Raw genomic sequence first — 24831 nt, 5'->3', positions numbered from 1 at the left:
TCGATAACTTGAAAAACAACGGGAATATTTACGCGCGGAAAATTCATTTATGGAAAAAATAGCGGTAAGTCAGAAATAAGTATTTATCTCAGCGAAGAGCCATCCCATTAATTTGTTAATATTAATGGGATTGGCTTTAATGAAAAAGATTATGGTTATTGGCGATAATTACCGATGAATCGGGCGAATTTTTCAATTGCTATTTGTAAGTCAGCGACATGTGGCAGTGTAACAATGCGGAAATGGTCAGGATCTGGCCAGTTAAATGCGGTGCCTTGAACCAGCAAGACTTTCTCCTGTAGTAAGAGATCGAGTACCATTTTTTGGTCATCATAAATATTGAAACGTTTGGTGTCTATTTTCGGGAACATATAGAGGGCACCCATCGGTTTCACACAGGAAACTCCAGGGATCTGGTTAATCAGTTCCCATGCACGGTTACGTTGTTCATAGAGTCTGCCACCTGGGAAAATAAATTCACTGATGCTTTGATAACCACCTAATGCTGTTTGGATTGCGTGCTGCATTGGCACATTGGCACAAAGGCGCATTGATGCCAGCATTTCTAATCCTTCAATATAATCCTTAGCCTGTTTTTTGGGGCCGTTGAGGACCATCCAGCCTTGACGGAAACCAGCAACACGATAGGTTTTGGACAGACCATTAAAAGTCACAGTAAAGAGATCAGGTGCTAATGCTGCAATGGGGTGGTGCTGGGCATCATCGTACAGGATTTTGTCGTAAATCTCGTCAGCAAAGATAATCAGATTATGCTGGCGGGCGATTTCTACGATTTCCAGCAACAACTCTTTGCTATATACCGCGCCGGTTGGGTTATTCGGGTTGATAATAACGATACCACGGGTACGTGGGGTAATCTTACGGCGTATGTCATCTAAGTCAGGAAACCAGCCTTGTTGCTCATCACATAGGTAGTGGACGGCATTGCCGCTGGAAAGTGATACTGCCGCAGTCCAAAGAGGGTAGTCAGGCGCAGGCACCAACATTTCGTCCCCAGTATTCAACAGGGCCTGCATGGATTGAACAATAAGTTCAGAGACACCATTACCAATAAAGATATCTTCAACGGTGACATCCAGCATATTTCTGGCCTGATAATGCTGCATGATTGCCTTACGCGCTGAATACAATCCTTTTGAATCAGAGTAACCCTGGGCGGTTGGCAGATTACGGATAACATCGACTAAAATTTCATCAGGTGCTTCAAATCCGAATGGCGCCGGATTACCAATGTTTAATTTCAGTATCTTATTACCTTCTTCTTCGAGTCGTTTGGCTTCTTTGAGGGTATTCCCTCGAATGTCGTAGCAGACATTATCTAATTTACTGGATTTATTAATGGAAAACATAGGGTGCCTTGACCTCTTTGGCAAAATGGATACTAACCGGCATAAAAAGTGTGATGATCAATGTACTCTTCTCAGTCTGTATTTTGAAGAGGCTTTGATATCTTTGGTTAAAATGATTGTTTTAAGAATAAATGAATAAGTTTGCTCTCTGAATTATTGTCTTTTATTGGTGTTTTATTTCAACTATATGTGTTAAATTGTAATTAAATTTCGCATAATGACGGGTTTTTAGATGGCAAGAGAGACAGTAGATGACATTTTGACGAAGCTTTTGGGTTCATTTGTCGTTTTTTCAGGGAATCCAAATTGTCAATAAAAGTAAGAAGATTTGTATAATGTATTCTTATAATTTATCTTTACTGACCTAAAGTTAATTTAGGTTTTTATCTCAGGATACTTTGACAAATTTTTTGAGTTTTTATCCATAGCATTTTTGAGCCTATTCGATAAAAATGTCAATTTATTAAAAATTCTAATACTATCTGATAATGTTAAGTGTTCCTAATTCAGATTAGGTTATTCTTTGAAGCAAGTCAGAAAAAGGGTATTTGTACTGGAAATTCGTGATTATGTGATGTAAATAGGGTTTTCTCTCTAGACTTATTTTGGGATTGCATAAATTTTGTTAAGAAAGGAGAAAATAAAACCCATGATGATTTAAATAGTAAAAAAATGCAGTAAACCTTTGCCCTATTTAATAGAGTAGAGTAATGTCACAATCGGTATTATTTTATTTGATACTGCTGAAGTAAAAACACCAGGTTAGTTAGTAATTAAAATCAAAAAAAAGTGATGAATAAACAATGATAAATGCAAATCGTCAGATAATAAACCTCGATCTCGATCTGCTAAGAACTTTTGTTGCTGTTGCTGACTTAAATACTTTTGCAGCAGCAGCGGCAGCTGTTTCTAGAACGCAGTCAGCTGTGAGTCAGCAAATGCAGCGGTTGGAACATCTCGTGGGGAGAGAGTTGTTTGCTCGTCACGGTCGCAATAAGCTTCTGACCGAACATGGTCTTCAACTTCTTGGTTACGCACGCCAAATTCTGCGTGCTAATGACGATGCAACCGCATCATTAACCTACAATGATGCCGACGGTGAATTAAGAATAGGTGTATCCGATGACGCTGTTGATACACTGCTTCCTTTCTTATTGAACCGTATTGCCTCTGTCTATCCACGTGTGGCCGTTGATGTGCGTATTAAGCGCGCTCAGTTTATCGAAAGCATGTTGGATAACCATGAGATTGATTTGGCAGTCACCACAGCAAAAATCAACCACCATCCTAAAACACTCTTACGTTCTTCGCCTGTTTTATGGCACTGTGCACCAGATTTCCAATTGCAGACAAACGAGCCTGTCCCGTTGGTTGTAATGGATGAAACTAATCCTTTCCGCCAGATCGCTCAGGAAACACTGGATATGGCTGGCATTTCATGGCGTATTGCGTATGAAGCTGCTTCCTTATCCGCTGTTCGCGCGGCTGTGAATGCAGAAGTCGGCATTACGGCTCGCCCTCTGGAAATGCAGAATGCGGACCTGAGAATTTTAGGTGAAATTGAAGGATTACCACGTCTGCCGGAAATCCAATTCTTCTTATATCGTAATAGTAACGAACAGAACGAATCTGTTTTGACTGTTTTTGATGCAATAGAAAATAAGAAAACACCTTATACTGTAACAGCTGTTGAATCTGATGAATCCGACGAAATGGATGAATCTATCGATACGATTGAACCCATCAAATCAACTGAAACAGTGGATGAAAATTCCGCTGAAAATATAGACGAATAAGTATTATGTGTTTTATAGGCTAATATTTCCATTTTATTTATGGAAGTATTAGCCTGTTGCTAATTACTTATTAATAATCTTCTCAAATTTTCATTTCCATTTCTGATATTTCTAATAAGAAATATACCCTACTAATTTTCCTATACCTTTCGAATTTTGGTTAATAGAATGTTGTTTTGTTAACAAATTTCATTTTCCTAACTTGATAAAATAAACCATTTTCAGAAATAGCTCGCTTATTGCACTTTAATCGTTCTTTTTAGAAACAATTTATTAATCGTTGAATAAATTACATTCAAGTGTTGAATATTTTTCAATGAAACTGTGCACTTGATCATAAAAATACCCCAAGCAGTGCAGTGGAAAGACAGGTTTTTCCTGCGATAATGGTGTAGTAAAGTCGAGTTATCGGTTAGACTAGTTATGTCAGGAAGAGGTTTTTTTGTACGACTGACACGTTTTAGCGGTATGCCAGCACAATCCGTTAATTAATGGTTTGTGGTTTGTAAATAAATAGGCAGGTGCTTTTGCCGTTAGGGCGAATTTTGTTGAGAGGAATAAAAACCAAGACGATTCAATCGATAAGATACATTGATTAGCGTTGTTTCAGATTTGGTTGTTATCCCTTCCCATGAATCGATGTGGTGCAACACTGCCGGCAAAAAGAGCAGACACTTTGACACCACTTTTGATGAGTAAGCAACGAGTATGTCTACATCCACTGGAATTTTAGCCCATCACTGGGCATTCGCGGTTTTTCTAATAGGTGCTCTTGGTTTGTGCGCATTCATGCTACTGGGTGGGTACTTCATGGGGGGCAGGGCGAAAGCCAGGGCAAAACACGTCCCTTATGAATCAGGTATCGATTCTGTCGGCAGTGCACGTTTGCGTCTGTCGGCGAAGTTTTATCTGGTTGCCATGTTCTTTGTTATCTTCGACATTGAAGTCCTTTACCTGTATGCATGGGCCGTCTCAATCAAAGAGAGCGGTTGGCTAGGCTTTGCCGAAGCAAGCATTTTCATTTTGGTGTTATTGGCAGGTTTGGTTTATCTGGCGCGTATTGGGGCATTGGATTGGACACCAGCGCGTTCAAAACGTCAGGTTAGTAAACCGAGTGCTGATACTTATATCAACACTACTGGCAATCATACCAACAACAGTCACATGCAGTAATAGCGAGGCATAAAGATGGATTATACGCTCACCCGCATAGATCCTAACGGTGAGAATGACCGTTATCCCCTGCAAAAACAGGAAACTGTCAGCGATCCCTTGGAGCAACATGTTCACCGAAGTGTCTATATGGGGAAACTGGAACATGCTCTGCATAATATGGTGAATTGGGGGAGGAAAAACTCCCTGTGGCCTTATAACTTCGGACTTTCTTGCTGCTACGTGGAAATGGTGACGTCATTTACCGCTGTCCACGATGTTGCACGTTTTGGTGCCGAAGTATTGCGAGCATCTCCCCGTCAGGCTGATTTCATGGTGATTTCCGGGACCTGTTTCGTCAAAATGGCGCCCGTCATTCAACGCCTGTACGACCAATTACTGGAGCCGAAATGGGTTATCTCAATGGGAGCCTGCGCAAACTCTGGTGGTATGTACGACATTTACTCCGTAGTTCAAGGGGTTGATAAATTTATCCCTGTCGATGTTTATATTCCTGGCTGCCCTCCTCGCCCTGAAGCCTATATGCAGGCTCTGCTGCTATTGCAAGAGTCCATAGGCAAAGAACGACGCCCACTGTCATGGGTGGTTGGCGATCAAGGGGTTTACCGCGCCAATATGCAATCAGAAAGAGAAAGGAAACGCGGTGAACGTATTGCAGTGAAAAATCTGCGTACGCCAGACGAAATTTAAGGCTTTTAGCCATATAGCGTAACCAGAGCAATGTGTTGCGATCACAAAAACCCTGATCAAGCGTTGTGGTGAAGAATGATGACAGATCAGATAGCGCAAGAAAGCGCACGGCCTGCTTGGGCAACACGAGATCATCTTGATGATCCGGTTGTCAGCGAGCTTAATCGTCAATTTGGCCCGGATGCCTTTACCATCCAGCCGACCCGCACTGGTATGCCAGTTGTTTGGGTCAAACGGGAACAGTTACTGAAGGTAATAACGTTCCTGAAAAAATTGCCTAAACCTTATGTCATGTTGTTTGACTTGCATGGCGTTGATGAGCGTCAGCGCTCTCACCGAGAAGGCTTGCCGGCAGCTGACTTTTCGGTGTTTTATCATCTCCTTTCTATTGAGCGTAATCGCGACATCATGCTGAAAGTCGCGCTCGCTGAACAAGACCTGAATATCCCAACTGTCACGTCAATTTTCCCAAATGCCAACTGGTATGAACGTGAAACGTGGGAAATGTTTGGCATCACCTTCAATGGCCACCCCAATTTGCGTCGTATCTTGATGCCACCGACATGGGAAGGTCATCCGTTGCGCAAGGAATATTCTGCCCGTGCCACGGAATTTGATCCTTTCGTCTTGACTAAGCAGAAAGAAGATCTGGAAATGGAAGCGCTGACTTTCAAACCCGAAGAGTGGGGTATGAAGCGTGGTACAGATAATGAAGATTTCATGTTCCTTAATCTCGGTCCAAACCATCCTTCTGCTCACGGTGCATTCCGCATTATTCTGCAACTTGACGGCGAAGAAATCGTCGATTGCGTTCCCGATATCGGCTACCACCATCGGGGTGCCGAAAAAATGGGGGAACGTCAGTCATGGCACAGCTATATCCCTTATACCGATCGCATCGAATATTTGGGAGGATGTGTTAACGAAATGCCGTATGTGCTGGCGGTTGAAAAGCTGGCCGGTATTGAAGTCCCCGATCGGGTGAAAACAATTCGTGTCATGTTGTCCGAACTGTTCCGCATTAATAGCCATCTGCTTTATATCAGTACATTTATCCAGGATGTTGGTGCGATGACGCCCGTCTTCTTTGCCTTTACTGACCGACAGAAAGTTTACGATGTCGTCGAGGCGATTACGGGATTCCGTATGCATCCGGCATGGTTCCGCATCGGTGGTGTTGCTCATGATTTACCGCGTGGTTGGGACAAACTCTTGCGTGAATTGCTGGACTGGCTACCGAAACGTTTGGATTCCTATGTCAAAGCAGCGTTGAAAAACAGTGTCCTGAAAGGGCGCTCTGTTGGGGTTGCGGCCTACAATGCCAAACAAGCTTTGGACTGGGGGGTTACCGGTGCAGGGCTGCGTGCCACTGGCATTGGTTTTGATGTACGCAAATGGCGCCCTTATTCTGGTTATGAAAATTTCGATTTTGAAATACCAACAGGCTACAACGGTGATTGCTATGACCGGGTAATGCTGAAAGTGGAAGAAATCCGTCAGAGTATGCGCATCCTTGAGCAGTGCCTGAAAAATATGCCGGAAGGACCATTCAAGGCTGATCATCCACTGACCACTCCGCCACCGAGAGAACGGACTTTGCAGCATATCGAAACCATGATTAACCACTTCCTGCAAGTGTCATGGGGGCCGGTCATGCCTGCCAATGAATCATTCCAGATGATCGAAGCGACTAAAGGTATCAACAGTTATTACTTGACCAGCGATGGTAGCACCATGAGCTACCGTACCCGTATCCGTACACCAAGTTTTGCTCACTTGCAGCAAATTCCATCGGTGATCCGCGGTAGTCTGGTTTCTGACCTTATCGTCTATCTGGGCAGTATCGATTTTGTTATGTCTGATGTGGATCGCTAACGATGCAAAGTGAATTTAACACAAACAAGCAAGCACGCCTTGATGTAGTTAACGTAACGGACGCTCAGACCCCGAATGAGTTTGTATTGAGTGCTGACGAACGTAATGCCATTGAGCAGGAAAAACACCACTACGAAGATCCGCGTGCTGCGTCAATCGAAGCATTGAAGATTGTGCAAAAACAGCGTGGTTGGGTGCCGGATGGTGCCATTTATGCCATTGCTGAGGTATTAGGTATTCCGGCCAGTGACGTGGAAGGGGTGGCGACGTTTTACAGCCAGATTTACCGGCAACCAGTGGGGCGTCACATTATTCGTTACTGTGACAGTGTCGTATGTCACATCACGGGCTACCAGGGTATTCAGGCAGCGATAGAATCGTGTCTGAACATTCGTCCGGGGCAAACCACGGCTGATGGACGTTTCACACTGTTACCAACCTGCTGCCTGGGTAACTGTGACAAGGGACCCACGATGATGATTGATGAGGACACCCACAGTTACGTAAAACCCGAAGAAATTGAAAAATTACTGGAGCAATATCCATGACAACGCATTCAGGAGTGAAAGAAATTATCCGCACAGCGGAAACTCATCCCCTGACATGGCGGTTGCGTGATGACCAACAACCTGTCTGGCTGGATGAATACCGAAGCCGAAATGGTTATAAAGGAGCCGAAAAAGCACTGAAGGGCATGGCTCCTGATGAAATTACCGCACTGGTTAAAGATGCTGGCTTAAAAGGTCGTGGCGGTGCAGGCTTCTCAACCGGCTTGAAATGGAGCCTGATGCCAAAAGACGAAAGCATGAATATCCGCTATTTATTGTGTAATGCGGATGAGATGGAGCCGGGTACTTATAAAGATCGCCTATTGATGGAGCAATTGCCTCATCTGTTGGTGGAAGGCATGTTAATCAGTGCCTTTGCATTGAAAGCCTATCGCGGTTACATCTTCCTGCGCGGTGAATATATCGAAGCGGCTGACCATTTACGCAAAGCCATAGAGGAAGCCAAAGCAGCTGGATTGCTTGGCAAAAACATTTTGGGCAGTGGTTTTGATTTTGAACTGTTTGTTCATACTGGCGCGGGGCGTTATATCTGTGGTGAAGAAACCGCTTTGATTAACTCCCTTGAAGGGCGCCGGGCAAACCCACGTTCAAAACCGCCATTTCCTGCGACGGCTGGCGTATGGGGTAAACCTACCTGCGTCAACAATGTCGAAACATTGTGTAACGTTCCTGCCATTCTTGAACATGGGAAAGAGTGGTATATCGGTTTGAGTGCCGGCAAAAGTAAAGATGCCGGTACTAAACTCATGGGCTTTTCTGGCCGAGTCAAAAATCCAGGTCTTTGGGAATTACCTTTTGGCACAACTGCCCGTGAAATTCTTGAAGATTATGCGGGCGGAATGCGTGATGGCTTGAAATTCAAGGCATGGCAACCCGGAGGGGCAGGAACTGATTTTCTGACCGCGGACCATTTAGATTTGCCGATGGATTTTGAGCATATCGCTAAAGCGGGTAGTCGATTGGGAACCGCACTGGCAATGGCGGTGGATCATGAAATCAATATGGTTTCCCTGACTCGCAATCTTGAAGAATTCTTCGCACGTGAATCTTGTGGTTGGTGCACACCATGCCGTGATGGCTTGCCGTGGAGTGTCAAAATCCTCCGGGCCATTGAGAGTGGCAAAGGCCAGCCAGGTGATATTGAAACTTTAGAACAACTCTGTCGTTTCCTTGGTCCAGGCAAAACGTTTTGCGCCCATGCACCAGGTGCTGTGGAACCTCTGCAGAGTGCCATCAAGTATTTCCGTGAAGAGTTTGAAGCGGGAATTGTCACCAAAGATTATGGCAATACCAATCTGATTGCGGGTATTCAACCAAACCTGCTCAACCAGCGTTGGTAACAAACAGTGCTAATTTTTGATTAACGCCTGCCACGGCAGGCCATTGGGAAGCATGCTGACTATGGCTACGATACATGTAGACGGCAAAGAATATGATGTAAACGGGGCTGATAACCTGTTACAAGCCTGCCTCTCATTGGGGCTTGATATACCTTATTTTTGCTGGCATCCAGCGCTGGGAAGCGTTGGCGCTTGCCGCCAGTGTGCGGTGAAGCAATATCAAAATGCGGAAGATACACGCGGTCGTTTGGTGATGTCTTGCATGACACCAGCGTCAGATGGCACGTATATCTCTATTGATGATGAAGAAGCTAAACAGTTCCGTGCCAGTGTTGTGGAATGGTTAATGACCAACCATCCCCACGACTGTCCAGTTTGTGAGGAAGGGGGTAACTGTCATTTACAGGATATGACAGTGATGACGGGGCATTCATTCCGAAAATACCGTTTTACCAAACGTACTCACAAAAATCAGGAATTGGGGCCATTCATTGCTCATGAAATGAACCGTTGCATCGCCTGTTACCGTTGTGTCCGTTACTACAAAGATTATGCGGATGGAACGGATTTTGGTGTTTATGGTGCTCATGACAACGTCTATTTTGGTCGTCCTGAAAGTGGCACATTGGAAAGTGAATTTTCCGGTAACCTGGTTGAAATTTGCCCAACAGGGGTATTTACCGACAAAACACATTCAGAACGCTACAACCGTAAATGGGACATGCAGTTTGCGCCAAGCATCTGCCAACAGTGCAGTATTGGTTGTAATACCAGCCCAGGGGAACGCTACGGTGAATTGCGCCGGATAGAAAATCGTTATAACGGCACAGTCAACCACTACTTTATGTGTGACCGCGGGCGTTTCGGTTACGGTTATGTTAACCGTGACGATCGTCCTCGCCAGCCACAACAATTGCGTGGCGATCAGTGGATTTCATTGAATGCTGAGCAAGTTATGCAAGGAGGCGCAGATATTTTGCGTCAGGCGAAAAATGCTATTGGCATCGGTTCACCGCGTGCCAGCATTGAAAGTAACTTTGCCTTGCGTGAATTGGTTGGTGCGGAAAACTTTTACAGTGGTATTTCAGCGGAAGAACAACATCGCCTTGATACGATGTTAGAAATTCTGCAGCAAGGTGGGGTTTATACGCCATCGCTGCGTGAAATTGAAGATTATGATGCGGTTCTGGTGTTAGGGGAAGACCTGACCCAAACGGCTGCCCGTATGGCGTTATCTGTGCGTCAGGCAGTGAAAGGCAAAGCACGTGAAATGGCGGCTGCTCAGAAAGTGGCAGACTGGCAGATTGCAGCTGTGATGAATATTGGTCAACACGCCAAATATCCTCTTTTCTTGACCAGTGTCGATGAAACCCGACTGGATGATATTGCCGCATGGAGCTACCGTGCACCTACTGATGATCAGGCTCGCCTGGGTTTTGCCGTGGCACATGCCCTGAACAATATCGCTCCTGCCGTTAATGATCTGCCGGATGAGCTGAAATCGAAAGTGGAAATCATTGCACATGCATTGCGTGATGCGAAAAAACCCTTGATCATCAGTGGCAGTAATCCAGGCAGTGATGCCTTGATTCAGGCTGCGGCCAATATCGCATGGGCCTTGAAAGATAAAGGTGCGGATGTGGGGCTTTCCTATGTTGCCGCATATGCGAATAGCTTGGGATTGGCGATGATGGAGGCGCAGCCATTAGATGCTGCTTTACAGCGTATTGCTAAAGGGGATTCAGACACCGCTATCGTTATGGAAAACGATCTCTATCGTCATGCACCGGCGGATAAAATTGATCGTGCACTGGATAGTTTGAAAAATCTGATCGTCGTGGATCACCAACGCACCGCCATTATGGATAAGGCGCATTTGATTCTGTCCGCTTCCAGTTTTGCTGAAAGCGATGGTACGTTGGTGAATCAAGAAGGCCGTGCTCAACGCTATTTCCAGGTTTACGAACCTGCATTTTATGATAAATCCATCGTTATGTTAGAAAGCTGGCGCTGGATGCATTCCCTGTATACCACCTATACACAGTGTCAAACCGATTGGACACAACTTGATCACGTGATTGCAGCTTGTGTCAAAGTGATGCCGCAATTCAAAGGCATCGTAGATGCGGCACCAGATGCGACATTCCGTATTCGTGGGCAAAAATTGGCGCGTTCACCTCATCGTTATAGCGGCCGTACCGCGATGTTGGCTGATGTCAGTGTCCATGAGCAGCGCCAGCCACAGGATATCGATACTGCATTTGCTTTCTCAATGGAAGGGAACAACAGCCCATATGCACCACGTCAGCAAATTCCATTTGCATGGGCACCAGGCTGGAACTCACCGCAAGCGTGGAATAAATTCCAGGCTGAAGTGGGGGGCAAGCTGCGCTTTGGCGATCCAGGGGTTCGTTTGATTGAAACGGTTGATGGTGGGTTGAACTATTTTGACGCTATCCCGACCGCATTTACTGCGCAAAAAGATCAATGGCATGTTGCGCCCTATTTCCATTTGTTTGGCAGTGAAGAGCTGTCACAACGTTCTGATGTAATACAGGAACGTATGCCTGAGCCGTATGTGATGATTAATCAAAAAGATGCGGAGCATTTGAAGGTGAAAGAAGGCGCTGTGATGACATTTGATTGTGAAGGGCAGCAACTGCGTTTGGCCGTGCGCTTAAGTGGTAATCTGGCCCAAGGGCAAATTGGCTTGCCACTGGGAATGTCAGGTATACCGCCGGTTCTGGCAGGCAAATCAGTCCATAACTTACGGGAGGTTGCATAATGAGCTGGTTGACTCCCGATGTCATTGAAATCCTGATTACTGTACTGAAAGCGGTTGTCATTCTACTGGTCGTGGTGATCTGCGGGGCATTCATGAGTTTCTTTGAACGCCGTATCCTTGGCCTGTTTCAAAACCGTTATGGGCCAAACCGAGTCGGTTGGGGCGGTTCATTGCAGCTTGTCGCAGACATGATCAAAATGTTCTTTAAAGAAGACTGGGCACCACGTTTTTCTGACAGAGCCATTTTCACTTTGGCTCCTGTCATTGCATTCAGCTCAATGCTTCTGGCCTTTGCGATCGTGCCAGTCAGCCCGACATGGATGGTCGCAGACCTGAATATTGGTATCTTATTCTTCATGATGATGGCGGGCTTGGCGGTTTATTCCGTGCTGTTTGCGGGGTGGGCGAGTAACAACAAATATGCCTTGCTGGGTGCGATGCGTGCATCAGCACAGACATTGAGTTATGAAGTTTTCCTCGGCATGTCCATGATGGGCGTTGTGGCACAAGCTGGTTCCTTTAACATGGTGGATATCGTCAACTCACAGCAACATGTATGGAATGTCATTCCTCAATTCTTTGGCTTCTTGACTTTTGCCATTGCGGGTGTCGCGGTATGTCACCGCCATCCCTTTGACCAACCGGAAGCCGAGCAAGAACTGGCCGATGGCTATCACATCGAATATTCCGGCATGAAATTCGGTCTGTTTTTTGTCGGAGAATATATCGCGATTGTGACGGTATCTGCTTTGATCGTCACGCTGTTCTTTGGTGGCTGGAATGGACCTCTCTTGCCTCCATTCGTCTGGTTTGCGCTGAAAACAGCATTTTTCATGATGATGTTCATTTTGATCCGCGCTGCCTTGCCACGTCCTCGTTATGACCAGGTGATGTCGTTTGGCTGGAAAGTTTGTCTGCCGTTAACGTTACTGAATATGCTAGCGACAGCCGCAGTTATTTTATACAACGCTCAATAAAGGGGGGGATTGAACCATGACATTGAAAGAATTAGTGGTCGGTTTTGCCACCCAGGTACGCAGTATTTGGATGATAGGGCTTCATGCCTTCCATAAACGCGAAACAAAAATGTATCCGGAAGAGCCGGTTTATCTGCCACCCCGTTACCGTGGGCGCATCGTTCTGACGCGTGATCCTGACGGTGAAGAGCGTTGTGTTGCGTGTAACTTGTGTGCAGCGGTGTGTCCGGTGGGATGTATTTCACTGCAAAAAGCAGAGCATAAGGATGGGCGCTGGTATCCTGAATTCTTCCGCGTCAATTTTTCGCGTTGCATTTTCTGCGGCCTGTGTGAAGAAGCGTGCCCAACTACCGCTATTCAGTTGACACCGGATTTTGAACTGGGTGAATACAAACGTCAGGATCTGGTATACGAGAAAGAAGATCTGCTGATTTCAGGGCCAGGTAAATATCCTGACTATAACTTTTACCGTAAGACAGGTATGGCAATTGACGGCAAGGATAAAGGTGAAGCCGACAATGAGGCTAAGCCTATCGACGTTAAAAGCCTGTTGCCGTAAGGAGCGATATTCATGGAATTTACATTTTATGTCGCAGGGCTGGTTGCGATTCTCGCAACACTCAGGGTAGTAACCCATACGCATCCGGTACATGCACTGTTGTATCTGATTATTTCCTTGTTAGCCCTGTCTGTTGTGTTTTTTTCAATGGGTGCCTATTTTGCTGGTGCTTTGGAGATCATCGTTTACGCGGGCGCAATTATGGTGTTGTTCGTCTTCGTCGTGATGATGCTGAATCTGGGAAAATCAGTTGTCGAGCAGGAACGGCGCTGGTTACAACCCCGTGCCTGGATTGGCCCGTCACTCCTGTCTATCGTGCTGTTGATTGTGTTGGTTTACGCCATCAGTACCCTGTCATCTGCTGAAATCAGTGGTGAAGTCGTCAGTGCCAAAGAAGTAGGGATTAGCCTGTTTGGCCCTTATGTATTGGTGGTCGAGCTGGCCTCTTTGCTGTTATTGGCAGGATTGGTAGTGGCTTACCACATCGGCCGTGAAAATCGGCAAGGTGAAGTGATCAGCAATCGTGCGGAGGACCAACAATAATGATAGCGTTACACCATGGCCTCATTTTGGCGGCTATTTTGTTTACATTAGGCTTTACCTGCCTGGTTATCCGCCGCAATCTGTTATTTATGCTGATCGGGTTGGAAATCATGATCAATGCTTCAGCGCTAGCGTTTGTCGTTGCTGGCAGCTATTGGCTCCAGCCTGATGGTCAGGTGATGTACATTCTGGCCATTACGCTGGCAGCCGCCGAGGCGAGTATCGGTTTGGCACTGTTACTACAGTTGCACCGTCGTCGCCAAAACCTGAATATTGATACAGTCAGTGAGATGCGCGGATGAACTTACTCTATTTAACAATTCTGCTGCCACTGCTGGGATTTTTGCTATTGGCATTTTCCCGTGGCCGCTGGTCTGAAAATTTGTCAGCTACCGTTGGGAGTGGTTCTGTTGGGCTGGCAGCATTGGTTACCTTCTGGGTAGCGATTGATTTTCTTACCCAGAATGGGGCAGGGGGGCTGGTTTACAGCCAGACGCTGTGGAACTGGATGGCAGTGGATAATTTCAGCATCCCGATTAATCTGGTGCTGGATGGTCTGTCACTGACAATGCTGAGTGTTGTGACTGGCGTTGGTTTCCTGATCCACATTTACGCTTCCTGGTACATGCGCGGTGAAGAGGGATACTCCCGATTCTTCGCCTATACCAACCTGTTTATCGCCAGTATGGTGGTATTGGTACTGGCAGATAACATACTACTGATGTATCTCGGTTGGGAAGGCGTCGGCCTGTGCAGTTACCTGTTGATCGGCTTCTACTACAAAAACCCTGCCAATGGCGCGGCGGCAATGAAAGCCTTTATTGTGACCCGTGTTGGTGATGTATTCCTTGCCATTGGTATGTTTATCCTTTACGACCAGCTTGGTACGTTGAGTTTCCGCGAATTGGCGGTATTGGCGCCACAACATATTGAAGTAGGCTCTAGCGCGATCACCTGGGCAACCTTGATGATTCTGGGGGGGGCTGTCGGTAAATCCGCTCAGTTACCATTGCAAACATGGTTAGCAGATGCGATGGCCGGTCCGACACCCGTTTCTGCGCTGATCCACGCCGCTACAATGGTTACTGCTGGGGTTTATCTGATTGCCCGTAGCCATGCATTGTTCTTGATGGCGCCTGATATCTTACATTTGGTCGGTGTTATTGGTGCGATCACCTTGCTGCTGGCAGGTTTCGCAGCACTGGTACAGACAGATATCAAACGGGTGCTGGCTTATTCCACCATGAGCCAGATTGGCTACATGTTTTTGGCATTGGGTGTACAGGCGTGGGATGCCGCGATTTTTCACCTGATGACCCATGCATTCTTCAAAGCATTACTGTTCCTGGCTTCTGGCTCGGTGATTCTGGCCTGCCATCATGAGCAAAACATCTTCAAAATGGGCGGGCTGAGTAAGCGTATCCCATTTGTTTATCTCTGCTTCTTGGTGGGAGGCTCTGCGTTGTCGGCACTGCCATTATTGACGGCCGGTTTCTACAGTAAGGATGAAATCCTATGGGGCGCGTTGGCAAATGGTCATATGAACCTGATGCTGGCGGGGCTGATTGGGGCATTGATGACATCACTGTATACCTTCCGCATGATCTTTATCGTGTTCCACGGTGAAGAAAATACCCATGCTCATCCAGTCAAGGGCATTACTCACACTTTGCCATTGTCAGTATTGTTGGTGTTGTCCACTTTTGTGGGCGCACTAATTGTTCCACCGCTGGCGGGAGTCTTACCTGAGAGTGTTCTATCAGGAAACAGCTCGACAGGGCATGATGGCAAAATGACATTGGAAATTATTTCTGGTGTGGTTGCTATTGTCGGTATCTTGCTGGCGGCTGCGTTGTATCTGGGCAAACGTGGTGTGGTTAATGCCACGGCGAACAGCGCCCCAGGGCGCTTCTTCTCCACATGGTGGTTCCATGCCTGGGGATTTGACGCGCTATATGACTGGGTATTTGTGAAACCATTCAAGGGCATCACTCGCCTGTTGCAAAGTGATCCTTTGAACTCACTGATGAACATTCCAGCCATATTGTCACGTTGGGGCAATAAAGGGCTACGTTGGAGTGAGAACGGACAAGTCCGTTGGTATGCTACCTCTATGGGGTTGGGTGCAGTGCTGGTTTTAGCTCTGCTGCTTTTGGTTTAATTAAGGGACACATTGCGCCATGCTACTACCTTGGCTAATTCTTCTGCCCTTCATCGGAGGCCTGTTGTGTTGGCAGGCCGAGCGCTTCGGCACCCGTATGCCGCGTTGGATAGCGCTTCTGGCGATGGGACTGACGCTGTTACTCTCCCTGTACCTGTGGTTACAGGGCGGTTATACACTCACCAACCCACAGGGCATACCACAGTGGCAATCCGAATTCTTGCTTCAGTGGATCCCACGTTTCGGCATTAGCATTCATCTGGCACTGGATGGTTTATCCTTGCTGATGGTCGTGTTGACTGCATTACTGGGTTTGATGGCAATCCTCTGTTCGTGGAATGAAAACCAGCCATACCAGGGCTTCTTCCACCTGAACCTGCTGTGGATATTGGGTGGTGTGATGGGGGTTTTCCTTGCCATCGACCTGTTCTTGTTCTTTTTCTTCTGGGAAGTGATGTTAGTACCGATGTACTTCCTGATTGCCCTGTGGGGGCACAGAGGCTCAGAAGGTAAAACCCGTATCACTGCGGCAACGAAATTCTTCATCTATACCCAAGCCAGCGGTTTGGTGATGCTGATTTCGATTCTGGCACTGGCTTTCATTCACCATGATGCAACCGGCGAATGGACATTCAACTATGAAAAATTGTTGGATACGCCGATGTCACACACCGTTCAATACCTGCTAATGCTGGGTTTCTTCATTGCATTCGCGGTGAAAATGCCGGTTGTTCCTTTACATGGCTGGTTGCCGGATGCCCATAGTCAGGCTCCAACGGCAGGTTCAGTTGACCTTGCAGGGATTTTGCTGAAGACGGCAGCTTATGGTTTGTTACGTTTCAGTTTGCCTCTGTTCCCGCAAGCTTCTGCGGAATTTGCTCCGATTGCCATGTGGCTAGGCGTCATTGGTATTTTCTACGGTGCCTGGATGGCATTCAGTCAGACTGATATCAAACGTTTGATTGCCTATACCAGTGTTTCCCATATGGGTTTTGTGCTTATCGCCATTTACACAGGTAGCCAATTGGCTTATCAGGGAGCGGTGATCCAAATGATTGCACATGGCCTGTCAGCCGCGGGTTTGTTCATTCTGTGTGGTCAGCTTTATGAACGCCTACATACCAGGGACATGCGCCAAATGGGCGGATTGTGGGGAAGAATTCAGCTTTTGCCGGCGATATCCCTATTTTTTGCCGTAGCCACATTAGGTATGCCAGGAACCGGTAACTTTGTTGGGGAATTTATGATCCTGTTCGGCAGCTTCAGTCAATTTACCCTGGTGACTACGGTATCCGTGTTCGGTTTAGTTTTTGCCTCCGTTTACGCACTGTACTTGATGCAGAAGGCTTATTACGGTACGGCAAAAACGGATAAACCCTTACAGAGAATGGATGTGCGTGAAATTTCCATTTTGCTGCTGTTGGTTGTCTTGTTGGTAATTTTAGGGGTTTACCCGCAGCCAATTCTTGATACCTCAGCCGCAGCAATGGGTAACATCCAGAATTGGTATTCAGCTTCACTTTTAACTACAAGGCCGTAATTCGCCATGACAATAACTTCTGAACAATTGATCGCACTGTTGCCGCTATTGATCGTCGGATTGACGGTAGTGGTTGTGATGTTGTCCATTGCGTGGCGACGCGATCATTTCACCAATGTCACCTTGACGGTGATTGGTCTAAACCTGGCCCTGTTCTCACTCTATTTTGTGGGGCAGCAGGAGCCAATGGATGTCACGCCATTGATTCATGTAGATCGTTTTGCAATGTTCTATACTGCGCTTGTGCTGATTGCGAGCCTTGCAACAACGACATTTGCCTACTCATGGTTGGAAAATTATCCCGATAATAAAGAAGAATTTTATCTGTTGGTGTTGATTGCGGCGGCTGGAGGAATTCTGCTTTCTTCTGCCAACCATATGGCATCACTGTTTATCGGAATTGAATTGATCACCTTGCCGCTGTTTGGCTTAGTGGGTTATGCCTATCGCCAGAAACGTTCGTTGGAAGCGGGCATTAAATATATGCTGTTGTCTGCGGCCGCATCTTCATTCCTGCTGTTTGGTATTGCATTGCTGTATGCAGAATCCGGTGATTTGTCTTTCGCATCACTAGGCAAGAGTTTGAGCGATAGCAAACTGCATGAACCGTTAGTTCTGGCTGGCTTGGGGATGATGATCGTAGGGCTGGGCTTTAAACTTTCCCTTGTGCCTTTCCAACTATGGACACCGGATGTTTATCAAGGCGCACCGGCACCGGTATCGACCTTTCTGGCAACGGCAAGTAAGGTTGCGATCTTCGCAGTGATCATGCGTTTATTCATTGAAGCACCCGTGGCTGAAAGCACAACCTTACGTATTCTGCTAACAGTGATTGCTATTGCATCTATCCTGTTTGGTAACTTATTGGCCTTGACACAAAGCAATATCAAACGACTGCTGGGCTATTCATCCATTGCTCATTTGGGATATTTGCTGGTGGTATTGGTTGCCATCAAAGATCATACGTTGGCAGAAGAGACGGCAGGTATTTATCTGGTCGGTTATTTGTTCGCCAGTATCGGGGCATTTGGTGTGGTCAGCTTGATGTCCAGCCCATACAGAGGGCCAGATGCGGATTCACTGTTCTCATATCGTGGCTTGTTCTGGCATAAACCGATCCTGTCAGCGGTAATGACAGTGATGATGCTGTCATTGGCGGGAATACCATTAACATTTGGCTTCATTGGTAAATTTTATGTCATCGCGACAGGTGTTGAAGCAAAATTGTGGTGGTTGACTGGTGCCGTAGTTGTGGGTAGTGCCATCGGTCTTTACTACTATTTACGCGTGATGGTGAGCCTGTACCTGCCTGCACCGAAAGCACTGAACCGTGATACACCACACAATTGGGCGTTTACTTCTGGCGGGATTGTGGTATTGCTCAGTGCATTACTGGTATTGATCCTTGGTGTTTGGCCACAACCGCTAATTGATATTGTTCAGCAGGCGAAAAGTGTTCTGTAAACAATAAATTAAAGAAAATGTTTAAAAAACCCAGTCATCGTTGTCTGGGTTTTTTTGTTGTAAATGTCTGACAGCAAGACCAGCTCAGTGAAATTGAGCTGCGGATGCGGGAACTGATTGGGGAATACAAAAGCCTCTAAGAGTAGGGACTGAGCTGCTCTTAAAAAGAACAAGGTCGGAAGCTCACGGGGATCTTTCCGGCTTTTAAATTTCGTCAACTATAATTTATGCATTGCTGATTGAATCTTTTCTTCTAACTCAGATAAATTCTTTGCTGAACCTAAATAAACAGGACTTTCCCAGTTAAAATCTTTAATTAATGCCAAGTTAAACTGTCCATTAATTTCGAATGAAGGTCTCCAGCCGATGTCTAAAAGATATCCATTAGGAAATTCTACTTGCAACATATCTTCTTTTAATTCATTAAGTTGATTCTCAAGTGGAATATCATCACTAATAGAAAAATCATTAAAAATGATCACCCCACTTTTTTTTGAAAAATCAATGTTCATTATTTTGTCAGTTGCCTAAATTAGTTGAGAGATATTGGATGTCCGTGGATAGTACCGCCGCTATATTCAACTCTTATCCATTGACTTGGTTTACCTTCTATAGCCCCGATAATTTCCCCCATATTTTGAACTTTCCAAGGTTTACCATTTGTAACTGGTTGGCCTGTTTTGCGATGTTGCCCCGGTGCGCTTTTTGCCCTGCTACCGCCGTCAGCCGTTGTGCAGTATAGTGCTTATCCGCTACCTCCTGCATCGGTATGGCACTCTCAAGCAGCAGGGCAAAGGCGGTTTCCGGCTCGGCCATCTGACAGAGGTATTCGTTGGTTGAGCCGCCGCTTGGATAGATAGACCTGGGCTTCCGGTGCATTGAGCAAGGTATGGTGATAAAAAATCAACCACCCGTGACAGCAGCACCTGTTGCCCGATGGCATCACTGGCCAGCTCTTCCGGTTGCACCAGTGGCTCAACCGCCGGCATCGCAGCCAAAGCAGTGATAGAGGTTTTTCGACGGGGTAATGACCATCGAGGGCGTTTTCTCTTCATGGAACGGGCACAGCACAACCATGTCTTTGCCGCGCTTAAAGAGCTGCCGGCCTTGTTGCTCGATAACGGCAACTAAAGAGACAGCGGCTTTCAGGTGCTGTAATTCTGCTTCGGGGATGCGAGCCATATCTTAATTCTTTAAAACTGCGTCAAGATTCTTTGCATGTATTATATTAGTACCCATAATGTAACTATTGTCAAGGGCACATTAACGGAGGACTTACATTATGGATTCTGTATTATCATGGAGTTCTGAGATGAGTTTCTCTGCCCGTTTAATTCAACTACGGAAGCAAAAAGGATTGACCCAGCAAGGGTTAGCTGATGCTGCCAATATTCATGTTCAGCAGGTTAAACGCTACGAAGCCGGAACTTCTGAACCCTCCGCCGAAGCCCTGCGCAAGTTAGCTAAAACGTTTTCTATTTCTGCTGACTGGTTACTTTTTGAAGAGGGCGAACGGACGCCACCTAATGAGTTTCTTTTTTTGTTCGAGGCGATTAATGAATTTCCCGAAGAAGAAAAAAACGTCATCAGAGAAATGCTGGAAGGGATGGTGATTAAGTATCAGGCGCGTAAGTGGTTGAAGAGTTAAGACAATAGAATGATGTAGCGCGATATCAGCAGGCGGCTACCTGCTGATATCGCTCACCACAACCAACTAACGAGGAGTTGAATGATGGCTAAGGCGCATTCTAGGCAAAACCGTGCCGTAAATAAAGCGGCAAAAACAGAACGTTATTACACCGTGGGATACGTGCCGCAAAACGGCAGGCCGAACCCCCGACCCGCGATAAATTTAACGGGCAGGTGGCTTAAGGCGGCGGGGTTTGAGATTGGGGGCACACTGACCGTCAAGATTATGGACGGTTGTTTAGTGCTTATTCCTGACAGCGACGAGACTCACAGCCTCAAACAGCAATACCGGCGCCAGCGAGAGCAAATCAGTGAAATTAAGCTGCGAATGCGCGAGCTGCTTGGCGACTACAACAGCAACTAGAGGCAGGGAGTGAGCTGCTCTTAAAAATAACAAAGCCGGAAGATCACTAGGGCGTGTTGACGTTTCGTGGAGGGAAGTTTGAACAGCATGATGATCTGGTATCATTGTCTTCGCGAAAAAACCATTACCCCAGCTCATCATGCCAAGAACAATGTTATCAAAATCTTTATGGAATACGCTAGCTGTATTAATGCAACAACATGGATGTATTTACCACAAAGACGCGCATTACCTGACTTTCGAAGGGATCCTTTATCGAATGAGAACGGGATGTCCGTGGCGGGATTTACCCGATGAATTTGGCAAATGGAATACGCTTTTTAAGCGCTTTAACGCCTGGTCAAAGAAAGGTGTTTTTGAATTATTATTCAAATTGTTATCTGAAAATACAGACACCGAATGGTTATTCATTGATGGGAGTATTATCCGCGCTCATCAACATAGCTCAGGGGCAGCTTCAACAGAAGATGAAGCCATCGGTAAAAGTCGAGGTGGACGTTCGACTAAAATTCATTTGGCCGTAGACAGTTATGGTTTGCCTGTCCATTTTGAGCTGTCAGGGGGTCAAACGCACGACATTGTACATGCAGAAAGTTTGGTCACCCATTCACCCGCATCCGATTTTGTGATCGCGGATAAAGGTTACGATAGCGGTACTTTCAGAGATTTCGTTGAAAAACAAGGTTCAAAAACGGTCATTCCCTATCGAAAAAATAGCCGAAAACCCGATAAAAGTATTGATGAAGTTTTATACTGTTATCGGCATTTGGTCGAAAATGCGTTTGCCAGAATAAAACATTTTCGAGCTATTGCGACAAGATACGATAAATTGGCGCGAAATTACGCCAGTATGTTGGCACTGGCGTTTGTCATTATATGGTTACCGATGTGGGTTGAGTAAATGGTGAACTCAAAACGTCAACAGCCCCTAGGATCTTTCCGGCTCTAATTGCATATAATTATTTATAAATTTTACTTTCTCACTATTTATAGTGAGGATAAATTATTTTACAACTTTCATTTTCATTTATTGTATTCCATACTCCTCTGCTCCATTTTATTTTACCGTTGAACAATATATTCCTTATATTATCTTCGTATTCATAATGATCATTTTCGTTATTCATAGCTAGTTCTAACGTATAATGTTCATCGCATAATAATTCAGATGACCTATCTAATTTATCAACAACAATAATTTTGTATTTTTCACAATCACCGGTAGCTATATATCTACCTTTATCATCTTTGATTAGTAAATTAATATCAAAAACCTGGCTGATTTCAGATACCAGCTCTTCAAAATTGGTGTCTGTATCTAATACTATACTTAAGTAACGAGTCATATATCACCTTGAATTATTTACAATTAATAACGACCTGCTTATCACCTTTTCGTAGGTAATCATCAAGTTCATGACTTTTGTATATTCTGAATCCAAATGCTTCATCCCTTAACCCAGGAAGTGCAGCTCTTAATTTTCTATCAATATCTTGCTCAATTTTAGCTATTTCTGGGAATTTATTACCATCACGTCGCCTATTTGTATATCTTGTGTCATAACCCAGATAATCAGATTTAATAAATGCATCCACATCAAAGTCTTTTAAATTAACAGGTCTGGCTATGCTCGGATCGTGTGCTTTACTTATTCCACTCGCCACACTGCCTCGATAGCCAATTTCCGCATTTGGATCTATTTTGCGTATTTCCGGTAAATGCTCACGAAGTATTGCGTTGATCTTCTCCTGAGTCGCAATTAATTCTGAATTCAGTCCAAGTGGGTCAACACGCCCAACCGGATTATGCACGTAAGAATACGGGTTAAACCCGCTCAGCAACCCAATGGGGTCTTAGGGCAGGTTCCGGTGCGGTTATACTTTTTTAAGCGATTTTTTTCTTATCTATCAGCTTATTAAAGAACCGTTTTTACCTGTTTAGCCCATTCCCGCGAACCTAAAATGCCGAAGTGCACTTTTGGCCTGTTTTGCTATGCCACCGCCGCAAGCCGTTGTGCAGTATAGCGATCATTTTGGCTTGTGATGGATTGAATAACCTGATTTTGTGAGGCTTTTCACTTTCGGCAACGGGCGAACGTCGCCCAACTCGTTTGGGCGGCGGGCGCTCGTTCTGCGGGTGCGGGTGGCACAGAACCCGCCAGCGGCGCATTGCGACGCTATCAAGCACTGATGCGCAGGATCTGGCTCGGTTTTACCGATGATGCTTTGCTCAAGGGAAGCCCCCTCTGGGGGCTGCACGGGGCGGAGATGGCGAGCACGGTAACGAGCGAGGAGCGCAGCGACTGCGAGCCGGGCGCAGCCAATGCAGCGTGGGTTGGGGCGGGGGAGGTAAACCAACGGAGGCCGCAGGCCGACTTGCCTACAGGGGTGTTTGCCAGAGGATAGCAAGGCAGCTAAAGAAGGTACCTGCTTGGTTGGACGTTGGCGCAGTGTTCCGATTCGGCGCGGTGTTTGCCAAGAGGGTGCGCCGATGCTGACAGCAGAAGGCGAAGCCTTGTGCGCCACACCCCGCGATGCCGAACAGCGGGGGCGCCAGACATAATGTAAATTATGCGATGCGAGCCGCTTTGCCCGGTTTTTGGGAACGACTCAGCGCAACGGCGAGTTTCGCATAATTCCCCCACATTATGTTGAGTGGGCTTTGGGCGGCCTGCACTGACTGAACGGGGACACGGCTGCTCAGGCCGACCATGGCCCACGTACCCCCGCGAGCACCGATGCTGACGGGCAGTCCGGCCACGGTCTGCCCCTGCACCGTTCCCAGCGAACTCAACGGGGACTGTCAGACTGCCCGGTGCGTTGGGGTGTCGGTTCGGCATCCGGCTCGTCGCTGGCACAACCTGCACTGCTTTCCTGTGGTGTCGGTGTGTCACGCTCTGCCGGATGGGTTTGTTTATGCACTTTCTTCAAGTGACCGATCGCCACGCGTGTATAAATTTCTGTCGTGTTAAGTTTCTCATGTCCCAGCATTGCCTGGATATGGCGGATATCCGCGCCGTTATCCAGCATCTGCGTCGCCATTGAGTGCCGGAACAGATGGCAGGCGCCCGGTTTGTCTAACTGCGCCTGCTGCCGGATGGCCTTGCCTGCGATCTGCGTCAGGTGTCCCAGACTCAGCGGCCTGCCCTTTTGCGAGATAAACAGATAACCGCTGTCATAGTGCGCGGCCAGTTGTGGCCTGACGTTGACCAGATAGCGTTTCAGCCAGCCCAGCGCCCGCTCACCGACAGGCACAACCCGGTCTTTATTCCCTTTGCCCTGATTCACGACGACCGCACCGCGTTCGAAGTCGATGTCCCCCTGCCGGAGCTGGCGTAACTCCATGCGCCGGATGCCGCTGCTCCAGAGGATTTCCAGCATCACCCGGTTGCGAAGTCCCAACACACTCTGATCATCAAGGCTGTCCAACACCTGCGTGGTTTCCCGTTCACTCAGGATCTGCGCCGGCAGCCGCTTTTCTTCTTTCGGCAACACCATCTGCTCGGCTGGGTTATAGAGGATGTGATGGCGTTGCAGCAAATAGCGGAACCACAGCCGCAGGGCGATCAGCCGTTCCCGCTGACCGTTATTGCCGTAAGGCTGGCCATCGGCTTTACGGTAAGCCCGCAGATACCGCTGCCAGCTTTCCAGTAACACCAGTGTGACCTGTGCGGGGTAACGCACCGTGCGCTGTTCGCACCAGTCGATAAAGGGTAGCAGGTAGCTACGGTATGTTTCCCGCGTGCGGTCAGCCCGGCCTTGTGCCAGCAGCGTGTCGAACCACGCTTCAAGCTGTTGGCGCAGTGTGATCAGGGTGTTGTCGTGTGAAGTTATCATGCGGATTGTCCTTTTTGTCGTGGGTGCTATCCGGCAGTACGGTATGACGGGAAGTTTTTATTGTGTTGCCGGAACAGTGATTTTTCGTTTTGTCAGACT

The 24831-nt window shown here is 46.7% G+C and carries 26 protein-coding genes and 1 pseudogene; 18 read left to right on the top strand and 9 right to left on the bottom strand.

Going from position 1 to position 24831, the window contains the following annotated elements:
• Positions 1-155: 155 nt before the first annotated feature.
• Positions 156-1370 carry a pyridoxal phosphate-dependent aminotransferase gene (locus tag WDV75_RS13335; RefSeq protein ID WP_273571145.1) on the bottom strand — a complete coding sequence of 405 codons (1215 nt, stop codon included), beginning with the start codon at positions 1368-1370 and terminating at the stop codon, positions 156-158.
• An 803-nt stretch (positions 1371-2173) separates the two neighbouring features.
• Here WDV75_RS13335 and hexA point away from each other — a divergent pair.
• The 14 genes from hexA (at position 2174) to nuoN (ending at position 18842) form a co-directional block, all read left to right on the top strand.
• Complete coding sequence (gene hexA / locus WDV75_RS13330) at positions 2174-3166, top strand: transcriptional regulator HexA (RefSeq protein ID WP_189759303.1); 993 nt, start codon at positions 2174-2176, stop codon at positions 3164-3166.
• A gap of 708 nt (positions 3167-3874) precedes the next feature.
• A complete protein-coding gene (locus tag WDV75_RS13325; protein ID WP_047769421.1) occupies positions 3875-4339 on the top strand; it encodes an NADH-quinone oxidoreductase subunit A in 465 nt (154 codons plus the stop codon).
• A gap of 15 nt (positions 4340-4354) precedes the next feature.
• On the top strand, positions 4355-5029 hold the full coding sequence (locus WDV75_RS13320; RefSeq protein ID WP_047769419.1) for a NuoB/complex I 20 kDa subunit family protein: 675 nt from the start codon (positions 4355-4357) through the stop codon (positions 5027-5029).
• A gap of 75 nt (positions 5030-5104) precedes the next feature.
• A complete protein-coding gene (gene nuoC / locus WDV75_RS13315; protein ID WP_273571149.1) occupies positions 5105-6904 on the top strand; it encodes an NADH-quinone oxidoreductase subunit C/D in 1800 nt (599 codons plus the stop codon).
• A 2-nt stretch (positions 6905-6906) separates the two neighbouring features.
• Positions 6907-7452 carry an NADH-quinone oxidoreductase subunit NuoE gene (nuoE, locus tag WDV75_RS13310; RefSeq protein WP_273571150.1) on the top strand — a complete coding sequence of 182 codons (546 nt, stop codon included), beginning with the start codon at positions 6907-6909 and terminating at the stop codon, positions 7450-7452.
• A complete protein-coding gene (gene nuoF, locus WDV75_RS13305; protein ID WP_273571151.1) occupies positions 7449-8813 on the top strand; it encodes an NADH-quinone oxidoreductase subunit NuoF in 1365 nt (454 codons plus the stop codon). The genes nuoE and nuoF overlap by 4 nt, the downstream gene beginning before the upstream one ends.
• 61 nt (positions 8814-8874) lie before the next feature.
• Complete coding sequence (gene nuoG, locus WDV75_RS13300; protein WP_273571152.1) at positions 8875-11598, top strand: NADH-quinone oxidoreductase subunit NuoG; 2724 nt, start codon at positions 8875-8877, stop codon at positions 11596-11598.
• Positions 11598-12575, top strand: coding sequence for an NADH-quinone oxidoreductase subunit NuoH (gene nuoH / locus WDV75_RS13295; RefSeq protein ID WP_189759297.1), 978 nt, complete (start codon positions 11598-11600; stop codon positions 12573-12575). The genes nuoG and nuoH overlap by 1 nt, the downstream gene beginning before the upstream one ends.
• 16 nt (positions 12576-12591) lie before the next feature.
• Entirely contained in the window at positions 12592-13134 is a 543-nt protein-coding gene (nuoI, locus tag WDV75_RS13290; protein ID WP_189759296.1) for an NADH-quinone oxidoreductase subunit NuoI, read from the top strand.
• 12 nt (positions 13135-13146) lie between these two features.
• Positions 13147-13677 (top strand): NADH-quinone oxidoreductase subunit J, encoded by a 531-nt coding sequence (gene nuoJ / locus WDV75_RS13285; protein ID WP_189759295.1) that lies wholly within the window; start codon positions 13147-13149, stop codon positions 13675-13677.
• Positions 13677-13979 (top strand): NADH-quinone oxidoreductase subunit NuoK, encoded by a 303-nt coding sequence (nuoK, locus tag WDV75_RS13280; protein WP_189759294.1) that lies wholly within the window; start codon positions 13677-13679, stop codon positions 13977-13979. The genes nuoJ and nuoK overlap by 1 nt, the downstream gene beginning before the upstream one ends.
• Positions 13976-15838 (top strand): NADH-quinone oxidoreductase subunit L, encoded by a 1863-nt coding sequence (gene nuoL / locus WDV75_RS13275; RefSeq protein ID WP_273571154.1) that lies wholly within the window; start codon positions 13976-13978, stop codon positions 15836-15838. Before nuoK ends, nuoL begins: the two co-directional genes overlap by 4 nt.
• Positions 15839-15857: 19 nt before the next feature.
• Positions 15858-17378 carry an NADH-quinone oxidoreductase subunit M gene (gene nuoM, locus WDV75_RS13270; protein WP_189759292.1) on the top strand — a complete coding sequence of 507 codons (1521 nt, stop codon included), beginning with the start codon at positions 15858-15860 and terminating at the stop codon, positions 17376-17378.
• Between the two features lie 6 nt (positions 17379-17384).
• Positions 17385-18842 (top strand): NADH-quinone oxidoreductase subunit NuoN, encoded by a 1458-nt coding sequence (nuoN, locus tag WDV75_RS13265; protein WP_273571157.1) that lies wholly within the window; start codon positions 17385-17387, stop codon positions 18840-18842.
• Positions 18843-19060: 218 nt separating this feature from the next.
• Here the strand turns inward: nuoN and WDV75_RS13260 are convergent, their stop codons facing one another.
• From WDV75_RS13260 to WDV75_RS13250, 3 genes and pseudogenes are all read right to left on the bottom strand, one after another.
• Positions 19061-19354: a hypothetical protein gene (locus WDV75_RS13260; RefSeq protein ID WP_273571158.1), complete on the bottom strand. Its 294-nt coding sequence runs from the start codon at positions 19352-19354 to the stop codon at positions 19061-19063.
• Between the two features lie 97 nt (positions 19355-19451).
• Positions 19452-19721, bottom strand: a complete 270-nt coding sequence (locus tag WDV75_RS13255; protein WP_273571166.1) for a hypothetical protein — start codon at positions 19719-19721, stop codon at positions 19452-19454.
• A pseudogene (locus WDV75_RS13250) lies at positions 19678-20024 on the bottom strand (CHC2 zinc finger domain-containing protein); the annotation flags it as partial. The pseudogene WDV75_RS13250 and the gene WDV75_RS13255, both read right to left, overlap by 44 nt.
• Before the next feature lie 130 nt (positions 20025-20154).
• Here WDV75_RS13250 and WDV75_RS13245 point away from each other — a divergent pair.
• The 3 genes from WDV75_RS13245 to WDV75_RS13235 all read left to right on the top strand — a co-directional run bounded on the left by WDV75_RS13245 (position 20155) and on the right by WDV75_RS13235 (position 21796).
• On the top strand, positions 20155-20490 hold the full coding sequence (locus WDV75_RS13245; protein WP_337927182.1) for a helix-turn-helix transcriptional regulator: 336 nt from the start codon (positions 20155-20157) through the stop codon (positions 20488-20490).
• Between the two features lie 84 nt (positions 20491-20574).
• Positions 20575-20895: a SymE family type I addiction module toxin gene (locus WDV75_RS13240; RefSeq protein WP_273571162.1), complete on the top strand. Its 321-nt coding sequence runs from the start codon at positions 20575-20577 to the stop codon at positions 20893-20895.
• Positions 20896-21034: 139 nt separating this feature from the next.
• A complete protein-coding gene (locus WDV75_RS13235; RefSeq protein WP_338802971.1) occupies positions 21035-21796 on the top strand; it encodes an IS5 family transposase in 762 nt (253 codons plus the stop codon).
• An 82-nt stretch (positions 21797-21878) separates the two neighbouring features.
• On the opposite strand, the gene WDV75_RS13230 is transcribed toward WDV75_RS13235, so the two are convergent.
• The 3 genes from WDV75_RS13230 to WDV75_RS13220 form a co-directional block, all read right to left on the bottom strand.
• Positions 21879-22241: a hypothetical protein gene (locus WDV75_RS13230; RefSeq protein WP_273572409.1), complete on the bottom strand. Its 363-nt coding sequence runs from the start codon at positions 22239-22241 to the stop codon at positions 21879-21881.
• Positions 22242-22254: 13 nt separating this feature from the next.
• Entirely contained in the window at positions 22255-22707 is a 453-nt protein-coding gene (locus WDV75_RS13225) for a hypothetical protein (RefSeq protein ID WP_338859977.1), read from the bottom strand.
• A 216-nt stretch (positions 22708-22923) separates the two neighbouring features.
• Positions 22924-23253, bottom strand: a complete 330-nt coding sequence (locus WDV75_RS13220) for a hypothetical protein (protein WP_338859976.1) — start codon at positions 23251-23253, stop codon at positions 22924-22926.
• 34 nt (positions 23254-23287) lie between these two features.
• Here WDV75_RS13220 and WDV75_RS13215 point away from each other — a divergent pair, with 34 nt between their 5' ends.
• Positions 23288-23458, top strand: coding sequence for a hypothetical protein (locus tag WDV75_RS13215; RefSeq protein ID WP_273572158.1), 171 nt, complete (start codon positions 23288-23290; stop codon positions 23456-23458).
• Between the two features lie 6 nt (positions 23459-23464).
• Here the strand turns inward: WDV75_RS13215 and WDV75_RS13210 are convergent, their stop codons facing one another.
• Together WDV75_RS13210 and xerC are read right to left on the bottom strand one after the other, a co-directional pair.
• Complete coding sequence (locus WDV75_RS13210; protein ID WP_273572156.1) at positions 23465-23656, bottom strand: hypothetical protein; 192 nt, start codon at positions 23654-23656, stop codon at positions 23465-23467.
• A gap of 29 nt (positions 23657-23685) precedes the next feature.
• On the bottom strand, positions 23686-24732 hold the full coding sequence (xerC, locus tag WDV75_RS13205; RefSeq protein ID WP_273572154.1) for a site-specific tyrosine recombinase XerC: 1047 nt from the start codon (positions 24730-24732) through the stop codon (positions 23686-23688).
• Between the last annotated feature and the right edge of the window lie 99 nt (positions 24733-24831).

Source organism: Xenorhabdus griffiniae (assembly GCF_037265215.1).
Taxonomy (GTDB): Bacteria; Pseudomonadota; Gammaproteobacteria; order Enterobacterales; family Enterobacteriaceae; genus Xenorhabdus; species Xenorhabdus griffiniae.
This window is presented reverse-complemented; position numbering and strand designations above follow the sequence as displayed.

What these genes read in the sequence shown, in the direction of transcription:
- WDV75_RS13335 (WP_273571145.1), bottom strand. Translation starts at nt 1,370, where the DNA reads ATGTTTTCCATTAATAAATCCAGTAAATTAGATAATGTCTGCTACGAC.
- nuoC (WP_273571149.1), top strand. Translation starts at nt 5,105, where the DNA reads ATGATGACAGATCAGATAGCGCAAGAAAGCGCACGGCCTGCTTGGGCA.
- nuoF (WP_273571151.1), top strand. Translation starts at nt 7,449, where the DNA reads ATGACAACGCATTCAGGAGTGAAAGAAATTATCCGCACAGCGGAAACT.
- nuoL (WP_273571154.1), top strand. Translation starts at nt 13,976, where the DNA reads ATGAACTTACTCTATTTAACAATTCTGCTGCCACTGCTGGGATTTTTG.
- xerC (WP_273572154.1), bottom strand. Translation starts at nt 24,732, where the DNA reads ATGATAACTTCACACGACAACACCCTGATCACACTGCGCCAACAGCTT.
- nuoG (WP_273571152.1), top strand. Translation starts at nt 8,875, where the DNA reads ATGGCTACGATACATGTAGACGGCAAAGAATATGATGTAAACGGGGCT.
- WDV75_RS13245 (WP_337927182.1), top strand. Translation starts at nt 20,155, where the DNA reads ATGAGTTTCTCTGCCCGTTTAATTCAACTACGGAAGCAAAAAGGATTG.
- WDV75_RS13325 (WP_047769421.1), top strand. Translation starts at nt 3,875, where the DNA reads ATGTCTACATCCACTGGAATTTTAGCCCATCACTGGGCATTCGCGGTT.
- WDV75_RS13235 (WP_338802971.1), top strand. Translation starts at nt 21,035, where the DNA reads ATGCCAAGAACAATGTTATCAAAATCTTTATGGAATACGCTAGCTGTA.
- hexA (WP_189759303.1), top strand. Translation starts at nt 2,174, where the DNA reads ATGATAAATGCAAATCGTCAGATAATAAACCTCGATCTCGATCTGCTA.
- nuoJ (WP_189759295.1), top strand. Translation starts at nt 13,147, where the DNA reads ATGGAATTTACATTTTATGTCGCAGGGCTGGTTGCGATTCTCGCAACA.
- nuoK (WP_189759294.1), top strand. Translation starts at nt 13,677, where the DNA reads ATGATAGCGTTACACCATGGCCTCATTTTGGCGGCTATTTTGTTTACA.
- WDV75_RS13255 (WP_273571166.1), bottom strand. Translation starts at nt 19,721, where the DNA reads ATGCACCGGAAGCCCAGGTCTATCTATCCAAGCGGCGGCTCAACCAAC.
- nuoM (WP_189759292.1), top strand. Translation starts at nt 15,858, where the DNA reads ATGCTACTACCTTGGCTAATTCTTCTGCCCTTCATCGGAGGCCTGTTG.
- nuoE (WP_273571150.1), top strand. Translation starts at nt 6,907, where the DNA reads ATGCAAAGTGAATTTAACACAAACAAGCAAGCACGCCTTGATGTAGTT.
- nuoN (WP_273571157.1), top strand. Translation starts at nt 17,385, where the DNA reads ATGACAATAACTTCTGAACAATTGATCGCACTGTTGCCGCTATTGATC.
- WDV75_RS13260 (WP_273571158.1), bottom strand. Translation starts at nt 19,354, where the DNA reads ATGAACATTGATTTTTCAAAAAAAAGTGGGGTGATCATTTTTAATGAT.
- WDV75_RS13320 (WP_047769419.1), top strand. Translation starts at nt 4,355, where the DNA reads ATGGATTATACGCTCACCCGCATAGATCCTAACGGTGAGAATGACCGT.
- WDV75_RS13230 (WP_273572409.1), bottom strand. Translation starts at nt 22,241, where the DNA reads ATGACTCGTTACTTAAGTATAGTATTAGATACAGACACCAATTTTGAA.
- WDV75_RS13240 (WP_273571162.1), top strand. Translation starts at nt 20,575, where the DNA reads ATGGCTAAGGCGCATTCTAGGCAAAACCGTGCCGTAAATAAAGCGGCA.
- nuoI (WP_189759296.1), top strand. Translation starts at nt 12,592, where the DNA reads ATGACATTGAAAGAATTAGTGGTCGGTTTTGCCACCCAGGTACGCAGT.
- nuoH (WP_189759297.1), top strand. Translation starts at nt 11,598, where the DNA reads ATGAGCTGGTTGACTCCCGATGTCATTGAAATCCTGATTACTGTACTG.